Source organism: Streptomyces sp. NPDC030165 (assembly GCF_055573595.1).
The window spans coordinates 138,803-160,521 of sequence record NZ_JBVIBD010000014.1 but is presented as its reverse complement, the minus strand read 5'-3'; the positions used below and the strand labels follow the sequence as shown (position 1 = coordinate 160,521).

Sequence of the window (21,719 nt, the reverse complement as noted above, 5' to 3'; positions counted from 1 at the left end):
CTGCCCGTCCCGGAGGCGTATGCATGGCACAGTGGCACGCATGTCCGATTCGTTCGTCCGAACCGCCGTTTTTGCCGACGAGGAGCCGCTCGCGGTCATGGACCGCCGTACGTGGTCGACGCTGCACGCCGTGACGCCCCGGCCCCAGCCCCCGTACGGCCGGTTCTTCGACGACCGGCACCGGCCCGAGGATCTGCTCGTGGCGGAGATCGCGGGGGAGCTGGCGGGCTATCTGCGGCTGGTGCCGCCGACGGCGCTGCCCTGCAACGCCCACGTCCGGCAGATCCAGGGGCTGGCCGTGGACACCTGGGCGCGTGGCCGGGGCGTCGCCCGCACGCTGCTGGACGCGGCCTGCGCGCAGGCGGCGGACGAGGGGGCCCGCCGGATCACCCTGCGGGTCCTCGGGCACAACACTCCTGCGCGCAGGCTCTACGAGTCGGCGGGCTTCACGGTGGAGGGCGTGCTGCCCGGGGAGTTTCTGCTGGAGGGCGAGTACGTCGATGATGTGCTGATGGGGAAGGTGTTGGTCTGAGCCGTCGGCTCGGGCACGCCCTCCCGGTGTGCTTCTAAGCGGTCAGTGCTTTCTCGAGGACTTCGCTGAAGGCGGTGGGGTGTGTGGTCAGGCCCGTGTGTCCGCCGGGGAAGTGCAGGAGTTCCTGGCCGAGGTGACCGGCGAGGAACGCGGCCGGACGGTGGGACAGCTCGCCTTGCGAGTCCTGGCCGCCGGCGAGTACGAGGCGGTCCGCGAGCGCTGCGAGCCGGTCGAGGTCCGGGGCGTAGGACATGAAGCCGGGGACGATGCGGCCGACGAAGTACGGCAGGTTGGCCATCGTCTGTTCGGCCCGCGCCGCTGCCTGCGGCGGGAGTCTCATCTCGGGTTCCGGCGCGGTGGTGCCGCCGTCCTTCTTCAGCCCTGCGGCGAACACGGCCATCGCCGGCATGAGTCCCTGGGTGCGGAACGTCTCCTGTACGCGGGCGACGAGTGCGCGGTGTTCGGAGGCGTCAGGCAGGACCTCCACCACCGGTGGCTCGTGTGCCACGAGGCGGGTGATGCGTTCGGGGCGGGTGGTGAGCAGGTGCAGGGCGGCGATCGCGCCCGAGCTGATGCCGAGCACCCGGGCGGGCTCGCCGGGGGACAGCAGTTCCAGCATCCGGAACGCGTCGTCGGCGTGCTCGGCCACGTGCTGCTCGGCCTCGGGGTCGTCCAGTGTGCTGCGGGACATGCCGCGCGGGTCGTAGGTCGCGACGGTGTACGAGGCGGCCAGGTCGCCGGCGATGCCGTCGAAGGAGGCCGCGCCGCCCGCCCCTCCGGGTATCAGCAGCAGGAGCGGGCCCTGACCGCGCACTTCGTAGTGCAGGGTCGCGCCGTTCACGCGCAGGCTGCCGGTGGTCGGGCCGGTCATGAGGGGTCTCCTTCTCGGGACGGGGGCCAGTGCTCCAGGAGGGTGTGGAGGGCGTCGAGGGCGCGGATCCACGTCTGTTGCGGCGAGCGTTCGTGCGCGAAGCCGCCGGCGGCTTCCAGGGCGACGAAGCCGTGGAAGGTGCTGCGCAGCAGCCGGACCGCGTCGGTGAGGTCGGGTTCGGACAGGCCGTAGCCGCGCAGCATGCCGTAGGTCAGCTCGACCGCGCGCCGCGGTCCCGGCGCGTTCGCGGCCAGTTCCGGGTCGATGTCCATCGGTGTCTGCGTCGCCGTGTAGCGGCCGGGGTGCCTGGCGGCGTACTCCCGCCAGGCGTTGGCGAAGGCGACCAGTGCTTCCTTGCCCGCGCGGCCGGCGGTCGCCTCCGCGATGCGGATGGTCTTCTCGTCCGCCGCCAGCAGCGCGATCCGGCCGCGGAGGTCTTCCAGGCCGCGTACGTGTGTGTACAGGCTCGCGTCCTTCACGCCGAGCCGCCGTGCCACCCGCGCCATGGTCACCTGGTCGAACCCGGCCTCGTCCGCCAGTTCGGCGCCCGCGACCGTCACCCGCTCCGCCGTCAGACCGGCCCGCGCCATGTGTTCACTTCCCGTGTTCCTGGACTGTTTGGGGACAACAAAAATCCCTAGGGGCCCTAGTTTTTTCCTAGGGCCCCTAGGTTTAGCCTATGGAGGCCAGGAACCGCAAGGGGAATGCGAACGGCGTCGTCAGGTGCCGAAGCGGTCCCACAGCCGGGGGAAGCGCTCCGCCAGGACACGGTCGTCGTCGAGATCGAGATAGGTGCCGAGCGGTTCGCGGGGCTGCGGGGGCAGGCCGAGGTCCGGCATCTCGGCGCCGGTGAGCTGTTCGTACGCCTCGTCCGCCGCGTAGCCGAGTTCCTCCGCGTCGCCGTCCACCTCGTCGTCGAACGTGTCCAGCAGGTCGGCGAGGTGGTCGGGGTCGTGCAGGGCGCCTTCGAAGACCTCCCGCCCCTGGCCGATCAGCCAGCTGCGGAAGCAGTCGAAGGCGTCGTCGCTCGCGCCGCCGAGCAGGATGCCGGCCGCGGCCCACAGGTCCCAGCTGTAGGCGCGGTTGTCCCGGGACTCGAAGTGCCGGGCGAAGTCCACCACCGAGTCGGGGTCGAGGGCCACCAGTCGCTCGACGAGCGCGTCCGCCTGCTCCTCCGGGTCTCCTTCGGCGGCCTCACGGGAACTGTCGATCAGCTGCCAGAACTCCGTCTCGTCCATCACGGGTCCAGCATCGTCGCTGCCGCACGGCGCCGCACGTGGAGTACCCCAGATGCGACGGTGTCGTTATCCGCGCCCCTTCGCGCGGAAAAGCCGACACAAGGTGTCGGGATTCGGCGGGAGGGTCGTGTCATGCGAGAAGGAGAACTCACCATGGCCGAGGCAGCCGCCGCACAGGGACCGCTCACCGGGAAGGTCGCGCTGGTCGCCGGCGCCACGAGAGGCGCGGGCCGGGCGATGGCGGTGGAGCTGGGCCGGGCCGGCGCCACGGTCTACGTCACCGGCCGTACGACCCGGGACCACGTCAGCGAGGTCGGCCGGACGACGGAGACGATCGAGGAGACCGCGGAGCTGGTGACGGCGGCGGGCGGGGCGGCCCGCGGGCCTGCCGCCGGGGGCGGCACCGGTATCGCCGTACCGACGGACCATCTGGACCCGGCGGCGGTACGGGCGCTGGTCGGACGCATCGACCGCGAGCAGGGGCGGCTGGACATCCTCGTCAACGACCTGTGGGGCGGTGACGTGCATGTCGAGTGGGGCAAGAAGATGTGGGAGCACGATCTGGAGAAGGGGCTGCGGGTGCTGCGGCTCGGGGTGGAGAGCCACATCATCACCAGCAGTTGCGCGCTGCCGCTGCTGATCCGCCGGCCGGGCGGGCTGGTGGTGGAGGTGACGGACGGCACGGAGGAGTTCAACCGCCGCTACCGGGAGCCGTTCTACTACGACCTGGCCAAGAGCGGGCCGATCCGGATGGCGAAGGGCCTCGCCCGGGAACTGCCGGAGTACGGGTGCACGGCGGTGTGCCTGACGCCGGGCTGGCTGCGGTCGGAGGCCATGCTGGACACCCACTTCAAGGTCACCGAGGAGAACTGGCGGGCGGGCTGCGCACAGAACCCGCACTTCGCGATCTCCGAGACGCCGGTGTTCGTGGGGCGGGCGCTGGCGGCGCTGGCCACCGATCCGGACGTCGCGCGGTTCAACGGGCAGGCGCTCTCCAGCGGCGGCCTGGCGAAGGAGTACGGCTTCACGGACGTGGACGGGTCGGCGCCGGACGCCTGGCGCTACATCACCGAGGTCGAGCAGGAGGGAAAGCCGGCGGACACGACCGGGTACCGGTAGGCGGCACCGGGAGCCGTCTCTCACGGCTCCCGGTACAGCTCGTACGTACGCGCCGCCGCCGCGGCGAAACGCTCCCGCAGCTCCGGTGGCGCCAGCACCTCCGCCTCCGGCCCGAGGCCGAGCAGCTGGCTGAAGGCGACGTCCAGGGACTCGACGGGCAGGGTGACGGTGATCCGGCCCCGTCCGTCGGGTCCGCCCGCCCGCTCCACGGCCTCTTCGGCGGCGGCGCGGTCGGTCACGTGCCGCAACTGCCGGGCGCCCGCGGGTGTCAGCCGTACGGTCACCTCGTCCCGCAGGAGCGAGCGGGCGAACTGGGCGGCGCGTTCCGCCCAGAAGGCGGGCAGGTCGAAGTCGGGGCTGCGGGTGAAGCGGTCGTCGAGGGGGGTGACGGCGGTGAAGCGGTCGATGCGGTAGACGCGCATGTCCGTACCGGCCCGTGCCGCGAGGTACCAGACGCCCGCCTTGAGGACCAGGCCGTACGGCTCCAGCTCCCGCTCCACCTCGGTGTCCTTGCGGCGGTAGCGCGCGCTGACCCGCCGGTCGTCCCAGACGGCGTCCGCGACGGTGGGCAGCAGATCCGGGGTGGCCGGTTCGCGGTACCACGCGGGCGCGTCGAGGTGGAAGCGCTGGGCGGCGCCGTCCGCGGCGTCCCGCAGCTCGGGCAGCAGCGCCGCGGAAACCTTCAGGCGGGCGGCGGACGCGGCGTCCGCGAGCCCCATGTCGCGCAGCGCGGCGGGCACGCCGGACAGGAACAGGGCCTCCGCCTCGCTGCGTCCGAGGCCGGTCAGCCGGGTCCGGTAACCGCCGATGAGACGGTAGCCGCCCGCCCGTCCGCGGTCCGCGTAGACGGGCACTCCGGCCTCGGAGAGGGAGAGCACGTCGCGGGCGACCGTACGCTCCGACACCTCCAGCTCCCGCGCCAGTTCGGCGGCGGTCATCGACGGGCGGGACTGGAGGAGCAGCACCATTCTGATCAGCCGGGCAGCGCGCATGGCTGCATCATGCCGCGCGGGGCGGCGGCCCGGCTGCGGTCCCGTGCGCGACGAAGATCCCGTGCGGAGACCCCGGGCGCGGTTGAGGTGGCCTCCGCACGGGAGCCGGGGGTGCCGGACCGGGGCCCGGCGCGGGGTGCGGACGCGGCGGGGACGGCCCGCCGCGTCCGAGTGGCGGCCCGAGAGCCTTACCGGTGGCCTGCGGGCCGTACCGGTGGCTCAGCGGCCGTACCGCCGGCCTACAGGCCGTACCGCTCCTTGGCCTCCTTGACCGTCTCCGCCTTCACGTCGCCGCGGCGGGCCAGCGCGGCCAGCGCCTGCACGACGACCGACTGGGCGTCGACGCCGAAGTGGCGGCGGGCGGCCTCGCGGGTGTCGGAGAGGCCGAAGCCGTCGGTGCCGACGGAGGTCCAGTCCTGCTCGACCCACGGGGCGATCTGGTCGGGCACGGCCCGCATCCAGTCGCTGACCGCGACGACCGGGCCGGGGGCACCGGCCAGCGCGCGGGTCACGTACGGGACGCGGTCCTCGCCCTCCAGACGGGCGGCGTCGCACTCCAGCGCGTCGCGGCGCAGCTCCGTCCAGGACGGCGCCGACCAGATGTCCGCCGCCACGCCCCAGTCGCGGGCCAGGATCTCCTGGGCCTCCAGGATCCAGTGGATGGCGGTGCCGGAGGCCAGCAGCTGGAGGCGCGGCGCGTCGGCAGCGGCGGGCGCGGCCTCCTTGAAGCGGTAGAGGCCCTTGAGGATGCCTTCCTCGATTCCCTCGCCCGCCGGCATGGCGGGCTGCACCTTGGTCTCGTTGTAGACCGTCAGGTAGTAGAAGACGTCCTCCGCGTCCGGACCGTACATCCGGCGCAGGCCCTCCTTGACGATCACCGCGACCTCGTAGGCGAACGCCGGGTCGTAGGAGAGCGCCGCCGGGTTGGTGGAGGCGATCAGGTGCGAGTGGCCGTCCGCGTGCTGGAGGCCCTCACCGGTCATCGTCGTACGGCCCGCGGTGGCGCCGATGACGAAGCCGCGGCCCAGCTGGTCGGCGAGCGCCCAGAACTGGTCGGCGGTGCGCTGCCAGCCGAACATCGAGTAGAAGATGTAGAACGGGATCATCGGCTCGCCGTGGGTGGCGTACGAGGTCGCCGCCGCGGTGAAGTCGGCCAGCGAACCGGCCTCCGTGATGCCCTCGTTGAGGATCTGGCCGTCCTTGGCTTCCTTGTAGTACAGGAGCTGGTCGCGGTCGACCGGGTCGTAGGTCTGGCCGACGGGGGAGTAGAGCCCGGCGGACGGGAACAGCGACTCCATGCCGAAGGTACGGGCCTCGTCGGGCACGACCGGCACCCAGCGCTTGCCGGTCTCCTTGTCCCGCATCAGGTCCTTGACCAGCCGGACGAACGCCATGGTGGTGGCGATCTCCTGCGAGCCCGAGCCCTTCTTCAGGGCGTCGAACGCCTTGTCGGCGGGCATCGGCAGAGGCTTGGCGACGACCTTGCGGGCCGGGGCCGGGCCGCCGAGGGCGGCGCGCCGCTGACGCAGGTACTCCATCTCCGGGGAGTTCTCGTCCGGGCGGGCGTAGGGCACCACGTCCGCGTCCAGGGCGCTGTCCGGGATCGGCAGCTCCAGGAGGTCGCGCATGGCGCGGAACTGCTCGCCGGTGAGCTTCTTCATCTGGTGGTTGGCGTTACGGGACTCGAAGCCCTCGCCGAGGGTGTAGCCCTTGACGGTCTGCGCCAGGATGACGGTCGGCGCGCCCTTGTGCTCGACGGCGGCCTTGTACGCGGCGTACACCTTGCGCGGCTCGTGGCCGGCGCGGGAGGTCTGGAACAGCTCCAGCAGCTTGGCGTCCGACAGGCCCTGGGCGATGCGGCCGAGCGACGGGTCGGAGCCGAAGAAGTGCTCGCGCAGGTAGGCGGCGTCGCGGGTGGCGTACGTCTGGAACTGCGCGTCCGGGGTCTCGCGCAGGCGGCGCAGCAGGGCGCCGTCGGTGTCCTGGGCGAAGACCTCGTCCCAGGCCTGGCCCCACAGGGACTTGATGACGTTCCAGCCCGCGGCGCGGAACTGGGCCTCCAGCTCCTGCACGATCTTGAAGTTGGGGCGGACCGGGCCGTCGAGGCGCTGGAGGTTGCAGTTGATGACGAAGGTCAGGTTGTCCAGGCCCTCGCGGCCGGCCAGCGCCAGGGCGGCGGTCGACTCGGGCTCGTCCATCTCGCCGTCACCGAGGAACGCCCACACGTGGGAGTCCGAGGTGTCCTTGATGCCGCGGTGCTCCAGGTAGCGGTTGAAGCGCGCCTGGTAGATCGCGGAGAGCGGGCCGAGGCCCATGGAGACGGTGGGGAACTCCCACAGCCAGGGCAGGCGCCGCGGGTGCGGGTAGGAGGGCAGGCCGTCACCGGCCGCCTCCTGGCGGAAGCGGTCGAGCTGGTCCTCGGTGAGGCGGCCTTCGAGGAAGGCGCGGGCGTAGATGCCGGGGGAGGCGTGGCCCTGGATGTAGAGCTGGTCCCCGCTGCCTCCCCCAGCTACCGCTGGGGGTGCCCCCAGGGCTTCCTTGCCGCGGAAGAAGTGCTGGAAGCCGGTCTCGTAGAGCCAGGCCGCCGAGGCGAAGGTGGCGATGTGGCCGCCGAGGCCGAGGCGGGAGCCACGGGTGACCATGGCGGCCGCGTTCCAGCGGTTCCACGCCGTGATCCGGGCCTCCATCGCCTCGTCGCCAGGGAACTCGGGCTCGGCGGCGGTCGGGATGGTGTTGACGTAGTCGGTTTCCAGCGGCGCGAGGCCCGGGTCAGCGGTGTGCTCCACGGCTCGGCGCATCAGGTAGGCGGCGCGGTGTGGACCGGCCGCCTTCGTGACGGCGTCCAGGGACTCGCGCCACTCGGCCGTCTCCTCCGGGTCGCGGTCCGGGACCTGGTCGAGCTGGCTGTACGGCTGGCGTACGGGATCGGGCATGGGTGGCCCCTTTCCGGACGGAGGAGGGAGGTGCGATGAGTGCTTTGGCAGGCAGGGGTCGCGCCCCACGGACGACGATACGCCTCTGATCGATGATCGATCAACGCAAGTTGAAGGAAAAACCGCAGGTCGGCACGGGGTGCCAGCCTTTTAGGCACGGGGTGCCAGGTCGCCTGCGGCTCCGAATCGTAGGTGAGGGCGCTGCCGGCCTGCGGATTCAGACCCGGGGCGCGCAGCTCAGCACATGCGTCTTCAGTAGCTCGCCGATCCTCGGGTCCCGCCGCCGGAACGCGTCCACGATCTCCTGATGGTCCCGCGCGTGCGAACGCGGCTCCGGGCTGAACCAGCGGATCGACAGCGTCGTCCACACTTCGACACCCAGCGACTCCCAGGTGTGCAGCAGCACGGCGTTACGGGCGGCGCGCACGATCTCGCGGTGGAAGGCCACCGTGTGCCGCACCTGCGCCTCGCCGTCGCCGTGCCGGTCCGCCTCGCACAGCGCCGCCACCTCCCGGTCCAGCGCCGCGGTGTCCTCGGCCAGCCGCCCGGCGGCCAGCTCCGCCGCCACTTGCTCCAGACCGGCCCGTACCGGGTAGCTCTCCTTGAGGTCGTCGGCGGTCAGATTCCGTACCCGGACGCCCTTGTTCGGGGCCGACTCGATCAGCTGGAGCGACTCCAGCTCGCGCAGCGCTTCCCGTACGGGCGTCTGGCTGACCTCCAGCTCGACCGCGATCCGCCGTTCCACGATCCGCTCACCGGGCTGCCAGCGGCCGCTGACGATCCCTTCGAGGATGTGCTCGCGGATCTGCTCGCGGAGCGAATGGACGACGGGCGGGGTCATGACGTGCTCCTTCAGAGCGTGCGGCAGACGGCGGCCGGGGCCCCGCACCACGAGGCGGTACGGGCGGCCACCGCAGGACGGCCATTATCCGTGCAACGAAAACGGGTCGGCCCCGGCTCGTACGAACTTGTACGAACCGGGGCCGACCCTGCACACCTACGGGGTGGCTACCGCGCTCAGAGACCGATCTCGGTCTCGAACTCGCCGGCCTCCAGGATCTGCTTGACCGTCGTCAGGTAACGGGCCGCGTCGGCACCGTCCACCAGGCGGTGGTCGTAGGAGAGCGCCAGGTAGGTCATGTGGCGCACGGCGATGGTCTCGCCCAGCTCCGGGTGGTCGACGACCACCGGGCGCTTGACGGTGGCACCGATGCCCAGGATGCCGACCTGGTTCGGCGGCACGATGACCGTGTCGAACAGCGCACCGCGCGAGCCGGTGTTGCTGATCGTGAAGGTCGCGCCCGACATGTCGTCCGGGCTGATCTTGTTGGTGCGGACCTTGCCGGCCAGCTCCGCGGTCTTACGGGCGATGCCGGCGATGTTCAGGTCGCCCGCACCCTTGATGACCGGGGTCATCAGGCCCTTCTCCGCGTCCACCGCGATACCGACGTTCTCGGTGTCGAAGTAGGTGATCGTGCCCTCGTCCTCGTTGATCCGGGCGTTGACGACCGGGTGGGCCTTCAGCGCCTGGACAGCGGCCTTGACGAAGAACGGCATCGGCGAGAGCTTGACGCCCTCGCGCTGCGCGAAGGCGTCCTTGGCCTTGTTGCGCATCCGCATGATCTTGGTGATGTCCACCTCGACCACGGAGGTCAGCTGCGCCTGGCCGTGCAGGGCCTTCATCATGTTGTCGCCGATGACCTTGCGCATCCGCGGCATCTTGACGGTCTGGCCGCGCAGCGGGGACGCCTCGATGGCCGGACCCGTCGACTTGGCCGGGGCGGCGGCAGCGGCCGGGGCGGCCTGCTTGGCGGCCTCGGCGGCGGCGATGACGTCCTGCTTGCGGATCCGGCCACCGACACCGGTGCCCTTGACCGAGCCCAGGTCCACGCCGTTCTCCTGGGCCAGCTTGCGGACCAGGGGGGTGACGTACGCGGCGTCCGCCTCACCCGAGGCCGGAGCCGGGGTGACGGGGGCGGCGGCCGGAGCCGGCGCCGGGGCCGGAGCGGCGGGGGCCGGGTCCGGGGCGGGGGTGGTCACGGCCTGGGGGGCCGGGGCCGAGGGGGCCTGCGGAGCCGGGGCGGGAGCCGCCTGCTGGGGGGCTTCCTGCTTCGGGGCCTCCTGGGCGGGGGCCGGAGCCGGAGCGGCCGGGGCCTCGGCCGGCGCCGGGGCAGCACCCTTCTGGCCGATGACGGCCAGCTTGGCGCCGACCTCGGCGGTCTCGTCCTCGCCCACCAGGATCTCCAGCAGGGTGCCGGCGGTGGGGGCGGGGATCTCGGTGTCGACCTTGTCGGTGGAGACCTCCAGCAGCGGCTCGTCCTCGGCCACCTCCTCGCCGACCTCCTTGAGCCAGCGGGTGACGGTGCCCTCGGTCACGCTCTCGCCGAGCGCGGGGAGGACGACGTCCGTGCCCTGGGCGCCGCCGGCGGGGGCCGCGGGGGCCTCCTGCTCGGGGGCTTCCTGGGCGGGGGCCTCCTGAGCCGGAGCCGCGGCGGGCTCGGGCTCGGCGGCCGGCGCCTCGGCCGGGGCGGACTCGGCCGCGGGCGCGCCGCTGCCGTCGTCGATGATGGCCAGCTCGGCGCCGACCTCGACGGTCTCGTCCTCGGCCACCTTGATGGAGGCCAGCACGCCGGCGGCGGGGGCGGGGATCTCGGTGTCGACCTTGTCGGTCGACACCTCCAGCAGGGGCTCGTCGGCCTCTACGCGCTCACCCTCGGCCTTGAGCCAGCGGGTGACGGTGCCCTCGGTGACGCTCTCGCCGAGCGCCGGAAGGGTTACGGAAACCGCCATGGTTTCTCTTGCTCCTTACAGAAAGTGCGGATGTGGTCGCGCCCGGACCGGGATCAGTCGTGGGAGTGCAGAGGCTTGCCGGCCAGGGCCAGGTGGGCCTCGCCGAGCGCCTCGTTCTGCGTCGGGTGCGCGTGGATGAGCTGCGCAACCTCGGCCGGCAGGGCCTCCCAGTTGTAGACCAGCTGGGCCTCGCCGACCTGCTCGCCCATACGGTCACCGACCATGTGGACGCCGACCACGGCACCGTCCTTGACCTGGACGAGCTTGATCTCGCCCGTGGTCTTGAGGATCTTGCTCTTGCCGTTGCCCGCGAGGTTGTACTTCAGGGCGACGACCTTGTCGGCACCGTACAGCTCCTTGGCCTTCGCCTCGGTGATACCCACCGAAGCGACCTCGGGGTGGCAGTACGTCACGCGCGGCACGCCGTCGTAGTCGATCGGCACGGTCTTCAGACCGGCCAGCCGCTCCGCCACCAGGATGCCCTCGGCGAAGCCGACGTGCGCGAGCTGGAGGGTCGGGACGAGGTCACCGACGGCCGAGATCGTCGGCACGTTGGTCTGCATGTACTCGTCGACCAGGACGTAGCCGCGGTCCATGGCGACCCCGGCCTCCTCGTAGCCCAGGCCCTGCGAGACCGGGCCGCGGCCGATGGCGACCAGCAGCACCTCGGCCTCGAAGGTCTTGCCGTCGGCCAGCGTGACCTTGACGCCGTCCTGGGTGTACTCGGCCTTGTCGAAGAAGGTGCCCAGGTTGAACTTGATGCCGCGCTTGCGGAAGGCCCGCTCCAGCAGCTTGGAGCTGTTCTCGTCCTCGACCGGGACGAGGTGCTTGAGGCCCTCGACGATGGTCACGTCGGTGCCGAAGGACTTCCACGCGGAGGCGAACTCGACGCCGATGACGCCGCCGCCCAGCACGATCGCGGACTTCGGCACGCGGTCCAGCTTCAGCGCGTGGTCCGAGGAGATGATGCGGTCGCCGTCGATGGTCAGGCCCGGCAGGGACTTCGGCACGGAGCCGGTCGCCAGCAGCACGTGGCGGCCCTGGACGCGCTGGCCGTTGACGTCGACGGAGGTGGGGGAGGACAGCCGGCCCTCACCCTCGATGTAGGTCACCTTGCGGGAGGCGACCAGGCCCTGCAGCCCCTTGTACAGGCCCGAGATGACCTCGTCCTTGTACTTGTGGACGCCCTCGATGTCGATGCCGTCGAGGGTGGCCTTGACACCGAACTGCGCGGCTTCGCGGGCCTGGTCCGCGATCTCGCCGGCGTGCAGCAGGGCCTTGGTGGGGATGCAGCCGTTGTGCAGGCAGGTGCCGCCGAGCTTGTTCTTCTCGATCAGGGCGACGTCCAGGCCCAGCTGCGCCCCGCGCAGGGCAGCGGCGTAACCGCCGCTACCGCCTCCGAGGATCACTAGGTCGAAAACGGTGCTGGCGTCGTTCGCCACGTCACGTCCTCCATGCATGGGTACGCCGGAGCCGGTCGTCGGTGACCGGGCGGCGGCTGTTGATCGGCCGCTTCTTGGATCGGCCCTGGGTAAGGGGGCCCTGTCCTGCCAAGAACCCATCTTCGCACTTGTTGAACGCGACCGGGACGGCGGGCCGGGCTGTGGGACGGCACGACGGCCGTTCCGGGGGGTTGCGCGTGCGGTTACCCAGGCGTACGGGCGTACGGATTTCGTCGAGGGCGAACACGCGCGTACGGCCCCGGGCGCCGGGCCCGGGGCCGTACCGACGAAAACGTCACAACCGCCATGAACGCGGCAACCGCGGCAGGGTCAGCCGAGGTCGCCGTCCGCGGTGCGCTCGGCCAGCCGCACCAGGGTGCGGACCGCGGAGCCCGTACCACCCTTGGGGGTGTATCCGTACGGCGCGCTCTCGTGGAAGGCCGGGCCGGCGATGTCCAGGTGCGCCCAGGTGATGCCCTCGCCCACGAACTCCTGGAGGAAGACGCCGGCCAGCAGGCCGCCGCCGGCCCGCTCGCCGACGTTCTTCAGGTCGGCGACCGGGGAGTCCATGGTCCGGCGCAGCTCGGACGGCATCGGCATCGGCCAGGACGGCTCGCCGGCCTCCTCCGCGATCTCGTGCAGGCTCGCCCGGAAGGCGTCGTCGTTGGCCATGATCCCGAAGGTGCGGTTGCCCAGCGCCAGCACCATCGCGCCGGTCAGCGTCGCCACGTCCACGATCGCGTCGGGCTGCTCCTCCGAGGCGCGGGTCAGCGCGTCGGCCAGCACCAGGCGGCCCTCGGCGTCGGTGTTCAGCACCTCGACGGTCTTGCCGCTGTACATGGTCAGCACGTCGCCGGGGCGCATCGCGTTGCCGGACGGCATGTTCTCGGCGAGCGCCAGCCAGCCGGTGACGTTGACCCGCAGGCCCAGGCGGGCGGCGGCCACGACCGTGGCGAACACCGCGGCGGCGCCGCTCATGTCGCACTTCATGGTCTCGTTGTGGCCGGCCGGCTTCAGGGAGATGCCGCCCGAGTCGTAGGTGATGCCCTTGCCGACGAGCGCCAGGGTCTTCTCGGCCTTCGGGTGGGTGTGGGCGATCCGCACCAGCCGGGGCGGGTTGTCCGAGCCCTGGCCGACGCCCAGCAGGCCGCCGTAGCCGCCCTTGGCCAGGGCCTTCTCGTCCAGCACCTCGGCCTTGAGGCCGAACTCCTTCGCGGCGGCCTGGGCCTGCGCGGCGAAGGACTTCGGGGTGAGGTGGTTGGAGGGGGTGTTGATCAGGTCGCGGGCGCGGTTGACCTCGGCGGCCAGCGTCCCGGCGCGCTCGGCGGCGGCCTTGAAGGCCTTGTCGCGCGGCTTGCCGCCGAGGATCGCGATCTCGGCCAGCGGCGCCTTGCCGTTGCCGTCGGCCTTCTTGGCGCCGCGGGCGGTCTTCGCGTCGTCGCCGCTGCGGTACGCCGTGAAGGCGTACGCGCCGAGCAGTGCGCCCTCGGCGACCGCCGCCACGTAACCGGCCTCGTCGGCGGGCAGCGCGAAACCGGCCTTCTTGGTGCCGGACAGGGCGCGGGCCGCGGAGCCGGCGGCGCGGCGCAGCACCTCGGGGTCGTACTCCTCGTCCCCGGCCGGGGCGTCGCCCAGGCCGACCGCCAGCACGACCGCCGCCTTCAGGCCGGAGGCGGCCGGCAGCTTGGTGACCTCGCCCTCGGCACCGCTCGCGCCGAGGGTCTCCAGTACGCCGGCGAGCTTGCCGTCGAACGCCTTGTCCACGGCTTCGGCGCCGGGGGCCAGTACGACGCCCTTGGCGCCCTTGGCCACGCCGACGACGACGGTGTCCGCACGCAACGTCGCGGCGGAGGATGTGCTGAGGGTCAGTGCAGTCACGGTGATGGGAGTCCTGTTCCGTCCGGGTGTCCGTCTGCGCTCTGGGCGCTGCTGCGGCCGAGCCTACGCTCGGGTGCCCCGGACGTAACCGCTTGATGCCGTATCGGCCCGGCCTGTCACATCTTCACCAGCTGCCCCAGGAGACCCAACGCCTCCTGGGCCCAGGGGAGTTGCCGGTTCCGCGGGCAGGCGGCCCGGCCGCATTCCGGGTCCCGCCGTCAACCCCCCTGTGCCGAATGAGACGTGCGTCACAGTAGTGACGACTCGGGGATAGACGGCCTGGAATCTTCGCATGATGTGCACGAGCCTGCCCGGTACCACTTCCGGAAGCAGGGGGAACTTCCGGGGGGAAGGGACTGCGCCCATGGGCAGCAACCGCACGCCGGCCACCAGACCGGCCAACGTCTTGACCGCACTCGCGGCAGCGATGATCACGGCACTGCCGCTGGCGGTGGGCGCCCCCGCAGCGCAGGCCGCGCCACCCCCGGCGGCGAGCCTCGCACCCCGCATCGACCTGCGGATCCTGGTCGTGAGCGACGGGGGCGAGTCCACCGACGCGATCGTCGCCGAACTGCGCAGCCAGGGCGTCCCGTACACCACCGTCGACCTGACGAGCCCCGGCCGCCCGGTGATCGACGCGGCGTTCCTCGGCGACACCGTGGACGGCCGGCCGCGCGCCAGGTTCCAGGGCGTCGTCCTGCCGAACGACAATCCGTTCGGCTCGGCCGCCTCCACGGAACTGGCCGCCCTGAAGGCGTACGAGACCACGTACAAGATCCCGCAGGTGGACGCGTACACGTACGCGCGGCCCGACGTCGGCCTGCGCACGCCCGACGACGGCGGCTACGCCGGGGTGCTGGACGGCTTCGCCACCCGCACCACCGCCGCGGGCAAGGCGGGCCCCTTCGGCTACCTCAAGGGCGCGGTGCCCTTCGAGGACGCCGACCCGCAGGTCTCCGAGAGCTACGGCTACATAGCGCAGCCGCTGGCCACCCCGCCCGCCGGTGCCACGTTCACGTCGTACCTGGACGCGGCGGTGCCGGGCACCTCCGCGCGCGGCTCGCTGATCGGCGAGTACGCCCGCGACGGCCGCCGCGAACTGGTCGTCACCTTCGCGCAGAACCGCTACCAGCAGCAGTTCCGGCTGCTCGCCCGCGGCATCGTGGACTGGCTGACCCAGGGCATCCACCTCGGCCGGAGCCGCAACTACTTCTCCGTCCAGGTCGACGACATCTTCGCCCCGGACGCCCGCTGGGACGTCACGAACAACTGCACCCCCGGCGACTTCGACTGCCCCTCCGGCGTCCCGGACACCACGCCGGTCCGGATGACCGAGGCGGACGCCGCGTACGCCGCCCAGTGGCAGCGCTCCAGCGGATTCAAGCTCGACATGGTCTACAACGCCGGCTCCGGCGAGGAGTGGAAGCTGGAGCACGGCGGGGTGGACGCGATGGCCGACCGGCTGCTCGCCGACAAGGCCGAGTACCGCTGGGTCAACCACACCTGGACCCACCCCTTCCTCGGCTGTGTCCAGGACACCTCGGTCGTGCCCTGGCGCTGCGCCAAGGACCTGTTCGGCGGCACCCGGTGGGTCAGCCTCGGCGAGATCACCGGCGAGATCGAGAAGAACCACGCCTGGGGCGTGGCCAAGGGCCTGGCAGTGGACCCCGCGGAGCTGGTCACCGGCGAGCACTCCGGTCTGAAGACCCTGCCGCAGCAGCCGCAGGACAACCCCAACCTGGCGCCCGCGCTCGCCGCCACCGGCGTCAAGTGGCTGGCCAGTGACAACTCGCGGGAGTCCGCGCAGCGCCCGGCCGGTGCGGCGCTGACCGTGCCGCGCTACCCCATGAACGTGTACTACAACGTGGGCAAGGCGGCCGAAGAGGTCGACGAGTACAACTGGATCTACACGAGCAAGGCCGACGGCGGCAGCGGGATCTGCGAGACCGACCCCAACTCGACGTGCCTGCCCGACCCGTTGCCGACCGCCACGGGCTACGCCTCGTACATCGTCCCGCAGGAGGCGCGGACCGCCCTCGGGCATGCTCTGGCCAACGATCCGCGGCCGCACTACATCCACCAGTCCAACCTCGCGGAGGACCGGATCGCCTATCCGGTTCTGGACAAAGTTCTGGCCGACTATCGCGGGTTCTTCGAGGACAGCACCCCTGTCGTCAACCAGCGCCACCGCGACATCGGACGCGAGTTGCAGCAGCGTGCGGCCTGGCAGAAGGCCCTGGACGCCGGTTCGGTGACGGCATACAGAATTGGCGATGTTGTCACCGTCACGTCGCCGGCCGGGGTGGCCGCTGCGGCTACGATGCCCGAGGGAACCAGAACGCAACGTGCCGACGGGACCGCGGAATTCGGCGAGAGCTATGCCGGACGGGTATCGGAGTGGGCCACAGCGCAGTCGCCCGGAGCGGCCATCACGCTCAAACTTCCGACTACCGCCTGACACGTTCCCGGCGCCGCCCGGCCCGCGCACCCGGCCGGGCGCGCCGGGACCGGGCGGCCGCCGGCGCCCACCGCACCCCGCCACCACCGAAGCCGCCGTACCGCACCGATCCCTGCCCGCCACCGCACCTGACGGTGCACGACGGCCGCGCCCGCGCACCGCAGCACGCGCCCGGCCGCCCCGCACCCCAGCCCGCCGTACTCCCGCTCGCCGCACCGCAGATCCCGCACCGATGTACCCGCACCGATGTACCCGCACGGAACCACCGCGCCCGCACCGGCGTACCGGTGCACGACGGCGCACCCGCCCCCGGACACCTGGACGGACGCGCAGGTACGGACGCGTCCGCACAGGTGTCCCGCGGCTGTGCCCGCGCACCGGCGCCGGCCCACCGCACCACCCCCGCCCCCGTGCGCGCCCCCACAGCACCGCACGCCCCCGCACCCCAGTACCCGCACGTCCCCGCAGCTCCGCACGCGCGCACCGCACCAGGCCGGCACGGCCGCCGGCCGCGTCACGCGCACCGCGCCCGCACGGTGCCCGCAGCACCCGCGTCCGCGCGTTCCGCACCGCTTCACCCAGCACTCATTCCCGGGGGGATTCGCCATGAACGCAACCCTGTACGAGGTCGGCAGCCGAAGTCACCGGCCCGACGACGGGCCGCAGCCCGGCAGGCACGTCACCATGCTCACCGAAGGCACCTACCCGCACGTCCACGGCGGCGTCTCCACCTGGTGCGACCAGCTCGTGCGAGGAATGCCCGAGGTCCGCTTCAACGTCATCGCGCTCACCGGCAGTGGCCGTGAGCCGGTGACCTGGGACCTGCCCGACAACGTCTACGCGCGCTCCTCCGTCCCCATGTGGGGCCCGCCGCCGGGCCGGCGCACCGCCGGGCTGCTGCGGGGGCGCGAGCGGCGCCGCTTCGTCGACACCTACGAGCGCTTCCTGCTGTCCATGCTGGACCCGCAGTCCTGCACCGACTTCGGCACCGAGCTGTACGCACTGGCCGAGCTCGCCCGCGAAGGGCGGCTGAGCGCCGCGCTGCGCACCGAGTCCGCGCTGCGCTCCCTGATGTGGATCTGGACCCTGCCGCACGTCGCCACGCGCGCGGCCGCCCCCACCGTGCACGACGCGCTGACCGCCACCGACCTGCTGGAACACGCGCTGCGCCCGCTGTCCGTCCGCGTACCGGAGGACAGCGTCGCGCACGCCGTCAGCAACGGGCTGGCCTGCCTGCCCGCGCTCGCCGCCAAGAAGTTCGACGGCGTACCGTTCCTCCTCACCGAGCACGGCATCTACCTGCGCGAGCGCTACCTCGGCTACCGCTCCGACGCCCAGCGCTGGCCCGTCAAGGCCCTGATGCTCGGCTTCTACCGGCAGCTGACCGTCGAGAGTTACCGGGCCGCCGACCTCGTCACGCCGTGCAACAAGTACAACAAGCGCTGGGAGGAGCGCGGCGGCACCCCGCCCGAGAAGATCCGCACCGTCTACAACGGCGTCGACGTCCAGCTCTTCCCGCACGCCGAACAGGAACCCGACGCGCCCACGCTGAGCTGGGCCGGACGCATCGACCCGATCAAGGACCTGGAAACCCTCGTCCGCGCCTACGCGCTGTGCCGCGCCGAAGTCCCCGACCTGCGGCTGCGGCTGTTCGGCGGGGTGCCGGCCGGCGGTGAGGCGTACAAGACCCGCTGCGAGAAGCTGGCCGCCTCGCTCGGCGTGACCGACGGGATCAGCTGGGAGGGGCGCATCGACGACGTGGCCCGCGCCTACGCCGCCGGCAGCATCGTGATGCTCTCCAGCATCTCCGAAGGCTTCCCGTTCAGCCTCATAGAGGCCATGTCGTGCGGCCGTTCGACCGTATCGACCGACGTCGGCGGGGTGCGCGAGGCGGTCGGCGACACCGGGCTCGTCGTCCCGCCCCGCGAACCGGAAGCGATGGCCAAAGCCACCCTGGAACTGCTCAGGGGCGGCTGGCAGAAGCGCGCCGAACTCGGCAGCCGGGCCCGGCAGCGGGTCATCGACCAGTTCACGCTGCGCCGCTCCGTCGACGGCTTCCGCACCGTCTACCGCGAACTCGACGGCGCGTACCAGCAGGCCGCGGAGCAGCCGCAGGACGAGTGGACCCTCCAGCTGCGCGGGCCGTGGAACACCCCCCTCGCCGCCGACGGGGCCGGCTGGTGAGCGGACCCCTGTGGCTGGTGCCGGGGGAGGGCGGTCAGGGCCGTGTGGACGACCTGCCGGACGTACCGCGGCCCCAGCGCCCGCACTGGGCCGCGCCCGATCCGGTCGACGAACTCGCCGCGCGGATGGGCGACCTGATCGCCGCCGCCGTCCACCCCGACGAGATCGCCGCCATCATCGAGTCCGACGGCATGAGCGACGACCAGATCAAGCTCACCTACGGGCGCGAGAACTCCTTCGCCCTCGCCGAGGAACTGTACGAGCGGGTGCCGCGCCGCTACCCCGAACCGGACCGCGCGCACACCGACCCCTGGCGGGTCAGCCTGCTCGGCTGCCTGCTGCGCGCCCTGGTCTTCGCCCTGCCGGGACTCGCCTACCTCGTCGGCTCCCACCTGCTTTCCGGCCCGCCGGACCCCCGCGGGCTGCCCGCAGGAACGATGCCCCTGCTGGCCGGCGCCCTGGCCGGCTGGGTCTGGAACCAGGCGCTCGCCCACCGCGCCTACTCCTGGCTCGGCCTCGGCGAACGGCGGGCCGCCGCCCGGGCCCTCGCCGTCGGCGCACCGCTCGGCGCGCTGGCCGGCGCGGCCGTCGCCTGGGCCGTCGGCGCCGCCGACGCGGACGCGCCCGGCGCGGTGGTCTTCGCCGCCGGCCAGGCCGCCTACCTCGGCGCGGCCACCACCCTGCTCGTCTTCGGCCGGGAACGGTGGCTGCTGGGCGCGCTGGCCCCGGTCGCGCTCGGTGCCGCGCTGATGGCGGTGTACGTACCGCCGGACGCCGTACGGGCCGCCCTGCTCGTCCTGTCGCTCGGCGCGGCCGTCGCGCTGGCCGCCGTCACCGTCCTGCGCTGCCGCCGCGAGCCCCGGCGGGACGGGCCCGCGCCGCGCGCCGTGGCCTCCGTGCCGTACGGGCTCTTCGGCCTGGCCATCGGGGTGCTGGTGCTGCTCACGGCGCTCGGCGACGTGCTGCGGTACGGGGCCGAGGCCGAGGTCGCGGCGCCCGCCGCGGTGGCCCTCACACTCAGCATGGGCCCGGCCGAGTGGCTGCTGTACCGCTACCGCAGCCGGGCCGTCGCCGCACTGCGCACCAGCACCACCCCCGCCGGATTCTGGCGCGCCACCTCCGGCGCGCTGGCCCGGTGCCTGGCCTGGTACCTCGCCGTACTCGCCCTGCTCGGCGGCGTCGGCAGCCTGCTGTGGCGGCAGGGGCCCCCGATGGACGCGGCCCACGGCCTGGGGCTGCTGTGCCTGGGCGTCGTGCTGTGGACCGCGCTGCTCCTCCAGGCGTTCGGGGCGGTGCCGGTCGCGGCGGTGGTGTGCGGCCTGGCCGCGGCCGCCCAGACCGCGGTCCTGGTGACCGGGCCGCTGTCCCCGGCCGTCGCCCAGCTGACGGTCTGCGGCGCGGCCGCGCTCGTCCTGGCGGCCGTGGGATCGGCGCTGCTGGGGCGGGCCACGGCGCATCGCTGAGGCGTGCGCCTGATGGACAGCTGAGCATTCTTCCCGCCGCCTCGCGCCAAGTCCCCGCACCGAGGCGGCCTCAGGGCTGCGCAGAGGTACGCACGTTCCTCCCGTACGTCGCAAGTGGCCGGTAACGGCCGTCGGGTTCACGCCCTGTCACCCGCCCTCGTATCCTCAGCATCTCGTCCCATTTCCGACAGGAGCCCCCGAACCATGACCTCGCCGTCCTCGGGGCAGTCCCGTCCGCCCTCCCGTCAGCTGCTGGTGCCGCTCTACGAGCACCCCGCCCAACGCCCCGACGCCTGGCGGCGACTGGTCGCGGCGGCGCCCGACCTGTACGGCGTGGTGCTCAATCCGGCCAGCGGGCCGGGCACCGCCCCCGATCCGCACTTCGCCGAGGCCGCCGGACAGTTGCGGGCCGCGGGCGTACGGGTCCTCGGCTACGCGGACACGGACTACGGACGCCGCCCGCACGCCGCCGTCGCCCAGGACCTGCTGCGGCACCGTGACTGGTACGGGGCCGACGGCGTGTTCTTCGACCAGGCCGCGTCCGACGCCGGGCTCCTCACGCACTACAGCCGTCTGACGGTCGCCGCGCGCGCCGCCGGGGCCGGCACCGTCGTCCTCAACCACGGCGTCCACCCGCACCCCCGCTACCTCGACTTCGCGGACCTCCTGGTCACCTTCGAGGACAGCTGGGCCGCGTACGAGACCGCCGAGGTCCCGCCGTGGACCGCCCACCACCCGCCCGAACGGTTCTGCCACCTCATCCACGGCCTCCCCGAAACCTGTGCGGAGGCCGCCGCCGAGCTGGCCCGGCAGCGCGGAGCCGCCGTGCACTGCGCCGTCCCCGGCACCACGCCGCATCCCTGGGACGCACTTCCGCCCTACCTGGAGACACCCCGATGAACCGCCCGCACGCCCCGCACCACCGCAAGAGACTCACGCTCCTCCTCGGCGCACTCCTGCTCGTCACCACCGCCTGCTCGCAGACCCCGTCCGGCCCGCACGACAAGCCGAGCCACAGTGCGAGCCCCGGCACCGGCTCCGCCAGCCCCAGCAGTCCCGGCGGCAAGCCGCGTCCCATCTGGCATCCGAAGCCGGGCGTCGACTGGCAGTGGCAGCTCACCGGAAAGCTCGATCTCTCCGTGGACGCCCCCGTCTACGACATCGACGGCTTCCGCGAAAAGGCATCCACGGTCGCCGACCTCCACCACCGCGGCCGCAAGGTCATCTGCTACATCAGCGTCGGCGCCTACGAGGATTTCCGCCCGGACGCGCGCCACTTCCCCAAGGACGTCATCGGCGAGGACAACGGCTGGGAAGGCGAGCGCTGGCTCGACATCCGCCGCCTGGACGTACTGCGCCCGCTCATGGCCAAGCGCTTCGACATGTGCCGCGACAAGGGCTTCGACGCGGTCGAGCCGGACAACGTCGACGGCTACAAGAACGAGACCGGCTTCGAGCTGACCGCCGAGGACCAGCTCGCCTTCAACCGCATGATCGCCGAGCTGGCCCACGACCGCGGCCTGTCCGTCGGCCTCAAGAACGACCTCGACCAGATCCCCCAGCTCGTCGGCGACTTCGACTTCGCCGTCAACGAGCAGTGCGCCCAGTACGACGAGTGCGCCAAGACGACCCCCTTCATCAAGGCGGACAAGCCCGTCTTCCACGTCGAGTACGAACTCCCGGCCGCCCGTTTCTGCACCTCGACGAAGCGCCTGGGCCTCAGCTCGCTGCAGAAGCGCCTCCATCTGGACGCTTGGCGAAAGGCCTGCTGACGCCTGACGCGAAGCCCCCGGAGCCTGACGGCCACGGGGGCTTCATT

General features: G+C 72.3%; 16 protein-coding genes. 7 read left to right on the top strand and 9 right to left on the bottom strand.

Annotated elements, in window-relative coordinates; genetic code table 11:
• Window positions 1-40 precede the first annotated feature (40 nt).
• Complete coding sequence (locus tag ACZ4Z1_RS25615) at window positions 41-532, top strand: GNAT family N-acetyltransferase (protein WP_468488949.1); 492 nt, start codon at window positions 41-43, stop codon at window positions 530-532.
• A 34-nt stretch (window positions 533-566) separates the two neighbouring features.
• On the opposite strand, the gene ACZ4Z1_RS25610 is transcribed toward ACZ4Z1_RS25615, so the two are convergent.
• From ACZ4Z1_RS25610 to ACZ4Z1_RS25600, 3 genes are all read right to left on the bottom strand, one after another.
• On the bottom strand, window positions 567-1,403 hold the full coding sequence (locus ACZ4Z1_RS25610; RefSeq protein WP_468488948.1) for an alpha/beta hydrolase: 837 nt from the start codon (window positions 1,401-1,403) through the stop codon (window positions 567-569).
• Complete coding sequence (locus ACZ4Z1_RS25605) at window positions 1,400-1,993, bottom strand: TetR/AcrR family transcriptional regulator (protein ID WP_468488947.1); 594 nt, start codon at window positions 1,991-1,993, stop codon at window positions 1,400-1,402. Before ACZ4Z1_RS25605 ends, ACZ4Z1_RS25610 begins: the two co-directional genes overlap by 4 nt.
• A gap of 129 nt (window positions 1,994-2,122) precedes the next feature.
• Complete coding sequence (locus ACZ4Z1_RS25600; protein ID WP_468489038.1) at window positions 2,123-2,641, bottom strand: DUF4240 domain-containing protein; 519 nt, start codon at window positions 2,639-2,641, stop codon at window positions 2,123-2,125.
• 153 nt (window positions 2,642-2,794) lie between these two features.
• Between ACZ4Z1_RS25600 and ACZ4Z1_RS25595 the strand changes: the two genes are divergently transcribed.
• The gene (locus ACZ4Z1_RS25595) at window positions 2,795-3,760 is read left to right on the top strand and encodes an SDR family oxidoreductase (RefSeq protein WP_468488946.1); all 966 of its coding nucleotides are present in this window, start codon (window positions 2,795-2,797) and stop codon (window positions 3,758-3,760) included.
• Window positions 3,761-3,780: 20 nt separating this feature from the next.
• Here the strand turns inward: ACZ4Z1_RS25595 and ACZ4Z1_RS25590 are convergent, their stop codons facing one another.
• The 6 genes from ACZ4Z1_RS25590 to ACZ4Z1_RS25565 form a co-directional block, all read right to left on the bottom strand.
• Window positions 3,781-4,752, bottom strand: coding sequence for a helix-turn-helix transcriptional regulator (locus ACZ4Z1_RS25590; RefSeq protein ID WP_468488945.1), 972 nt, complete (start codon window positions 4,750-4,752; stop codon window positions 3,781-3,783).
• A 239-nt stretch (window positions 4,753-4,991) separates the two neighbouring features.
• Window positions 4,992-7,685, bottom strand: a complete 2,694-nt coding sequence (aceE, locus tag ACZ4Z1_RS25585) for a pyruvate dehydrogenase (acetyl-transferring), homodimeric type (protein ID WP_468488944.1) — start codon at window positions 7,683-7,685, stop codon at window positions 4,992-4,994.
• A gap of 217 nt (window positions 7,686-7,902) precedes the next feature.
• On the bottom strand, window positions 7,903-8,526 hold the full coding sequence (locus ACZ4Z1_RS25580) for a GntR family transcriptional regulator (protein ID WP_365848327.1): 624 nt from the start codon (window positions 8,524-8,526) through the stop codon (window positions 7,903-7,905).
• Window positions 8,527-8,702: 176 nt separating this feature from the next.
• On the bottom strand, window positions 8,703-10,475 hold the full coding sequence (sucB, locus tag ACZ4Z1_RS25575; RefSeq protein ID WP_468488943.1) for a 2-oxoglutarate dehydrogenase, E2 component, dihydrolipoamide succinyltransferase: 1,773 nt from the start codon (window positions 10,473-10,475) through the stop codon (window positions 8,703-8,705).
• A 53-nt stretch (window positions 10,476-10,528) separates the two neighbouring features.
• Window positions 10,529-11,917 carry a dihydrolipoyl dehydrogenase gene (gene lpdA, locus ACZ4Z1_RS25570; protein ID WP_468488942.1) on the bottom strand — a complete coding sequence of 463 codons (1,389 nt, stop codon included), beginning with the start codon at window positions 11,915-11,917 and terminating at the stop codon, window positions 10,529-10,531.
• A gap of 330 nt (window positions 11,918-12,247) precedes the next feature.
• The gene (locus ACZ4Z1_RS25565; protein WP_468488941.1) at window positions 12,248-13,795 is read right to left on the bottom strand and encodes a leucyl aminopeptidase; all 1,548 of its coding nucleotides are present in this window, start codon (window positions 13,793-13,795) and stop codon (window positions 12,248-12,250) included.
• A 364-nt stretch (window positions 13,796-14,159) separates the two neighbouring features.
• On the opposite strand from ACZ4Z1_RS25565, the gene ACZ4Z1_RS25560 reads away from it, so the two are divergent.
• The 5 genes from ACZ4Z1_RS25560 (at window position 14,160) to ACZ4Z1_RS25540 (ending at window position 21,672) form a co-directional block, all read left to right on the top strand.
• A complete protein-coding gene (locus ACZ4Z1_RS25560) occupies window positions 14,160-16,253 on the top strand; it encodes a hypothetical protein (RefSeq protein WP_468488940.1) in 2,094 nt (697 codons plus the stop codon).
• A gap of 684 nt (window positions 16,254-16,937) precedes the next feature.
• Window positions 16,938-18,437 (top strand): GT4 family glycosyltransferase PelF, encoded by a 1,500-nt coding sequence (pelF, locus tag ACZ4Z1_RS25555; RefSeq protein ID WP_468489037.1) that lies wholly within the window; start codon window positions 16,938-16,940, stop codon window positions 18,435-18,437.
• Window positions 18,434-19,900, top strand: a complete 1,467-nt coding sequence (locus tag ACZ4Z1_RS25550; RefSeq protein ID WP_468488939.1) for a hypothetical protein — start codon at window positions 18,434-18,436, stop codon at window positions 19,898-19,900. The genes pelF and ACZ4Z1_RS25550 overlap by 4 nt, the downstream gene beginning before the upstream one ends.
• Before the next feature lie 204 nt (window positions 19,901-20,104).
• Complete coding sequence (locus tag ACZ4Z1_RS25545; protein ID WP_468488938.1) at window positions 20,105-20,800, top strand: spherulation-specific family 4 protein; 696 nt, start codon at window positions 20,105-20,107, stop codon at window positions 20,798-20,800.
• Complete coding sequence (locus ACZ4Z1_RS25540) at window positions 20,797-21,672, top strand: endo alpha-1,4 polygalactosaminidase (protein ID WP_468488937.1); 876 nt, start codon at window positions 20,797-20,799, stop codon at window positions 21,670-21,672. The genes ACZ4Z1_RS25545 and ACZ4Z1_RS25540 overlap by 4 nt, the downstream gene beginning before the upstream one ends.
• The last annotated feature ends 47 nt before the right edge of the window (window positions 21,673-21,719 follow it).

Bases quoted from the DNA above. Each gene is read 5' to 3' on its own strand.
- ACZ4Z1_RS25610 (WP_468488948.1), bottom strand. From the start codon at position 1,403: ATGACCGGCCCGACCACCGGCAGCCTGCGCGTGAACGGCGCGACCCTG.
- aceE (WP_468488944.1), bottom strand. From the start codon at position 7,685: ATGCCCGATCCCGTACGCCAGCCGTACAGCCAGCTCGACCAGGTCCCG.
- ACZ4Z1_RS25580 (WP_365848327.1), bottom strand. From the start codon at position 8,526: ATGACCCCGCCCGTCGTCCATTCGCTCCGCGAGCAGATCCGCGAGCAC.
- ACZ4Z1_RS25545 (WP_468488938.1), top strand. From the start codon at position 20,105: ATGACCTCGCCGTCCTCGGGGCAGTCCCGTCCGCCCTCCCGTCAGCTG.
- sucB (WP_468488943.1), bottom strand. From the start codon at position 10,475: ATGGCGGTTTCCGTAACCCTTCCGGCGCTCGGCGAGAGCGTCACCGAG.
- ACZ4Z1_RS25595 (WP_468488946.1), top strand. From the start codon at position 2,795: ATGGCCGAGGCAGCCGCCGCACAGGGACCGCTCACCGGGAAGGTCGCG.
- pelF (WP_468489037.1), top strand. From the start codon at position 16,938: ATGCTCACCGAAGGCACCTACCCGCACGTCCACGGCGGCGTCTCCACC.
- ACZ4Z1_RS25590 (WP_468488945.1), bottom strand. From the start codon at position 4,752: ATGCGCGCTGCCCGGCTGATCAGAATGGTGCTGCTCCTCCAGTCCCGC.
- ACZ4Z1_RS25615 (WP_468488949.1), top strand. From the start codon at position 41: ATGTCCGATTCGTTCGTCCGAACCGCCGTTTTTGCCGACGAGGAGCCG.
- ACZ4Z1_RS25560 (WP_468488940.1), top strand. From the start codon at position 14,160: ATGGGCAGCAACCGCACGCCGGCCACCAGACCGGCCAACGTCTTGACC.
- ACZ4Z1_RS25540 (WP_468488937.1), top strand. From the start codon at position 20,797: ATGAACCGCCCGCACGCCCCGCACCACCGCAAGAGACTCACGCTCCTC.
- ACZ4Z1_RS25605 (WP_468488947.1), bottom strand. From the start codon at position 1,993: ATGGCGCGGGCCGGTCTGACGGCGGAGCGGGTGACGGTCGCGGGCGCC.
- ACZ4Z1_RS25600 (WP_468489038.1), bottom strand. From the start codon at position 2,641: ATGGACGAGACGGAGTTCTGGCAGCTGATCGACAGTTCCCGTGAGGCC.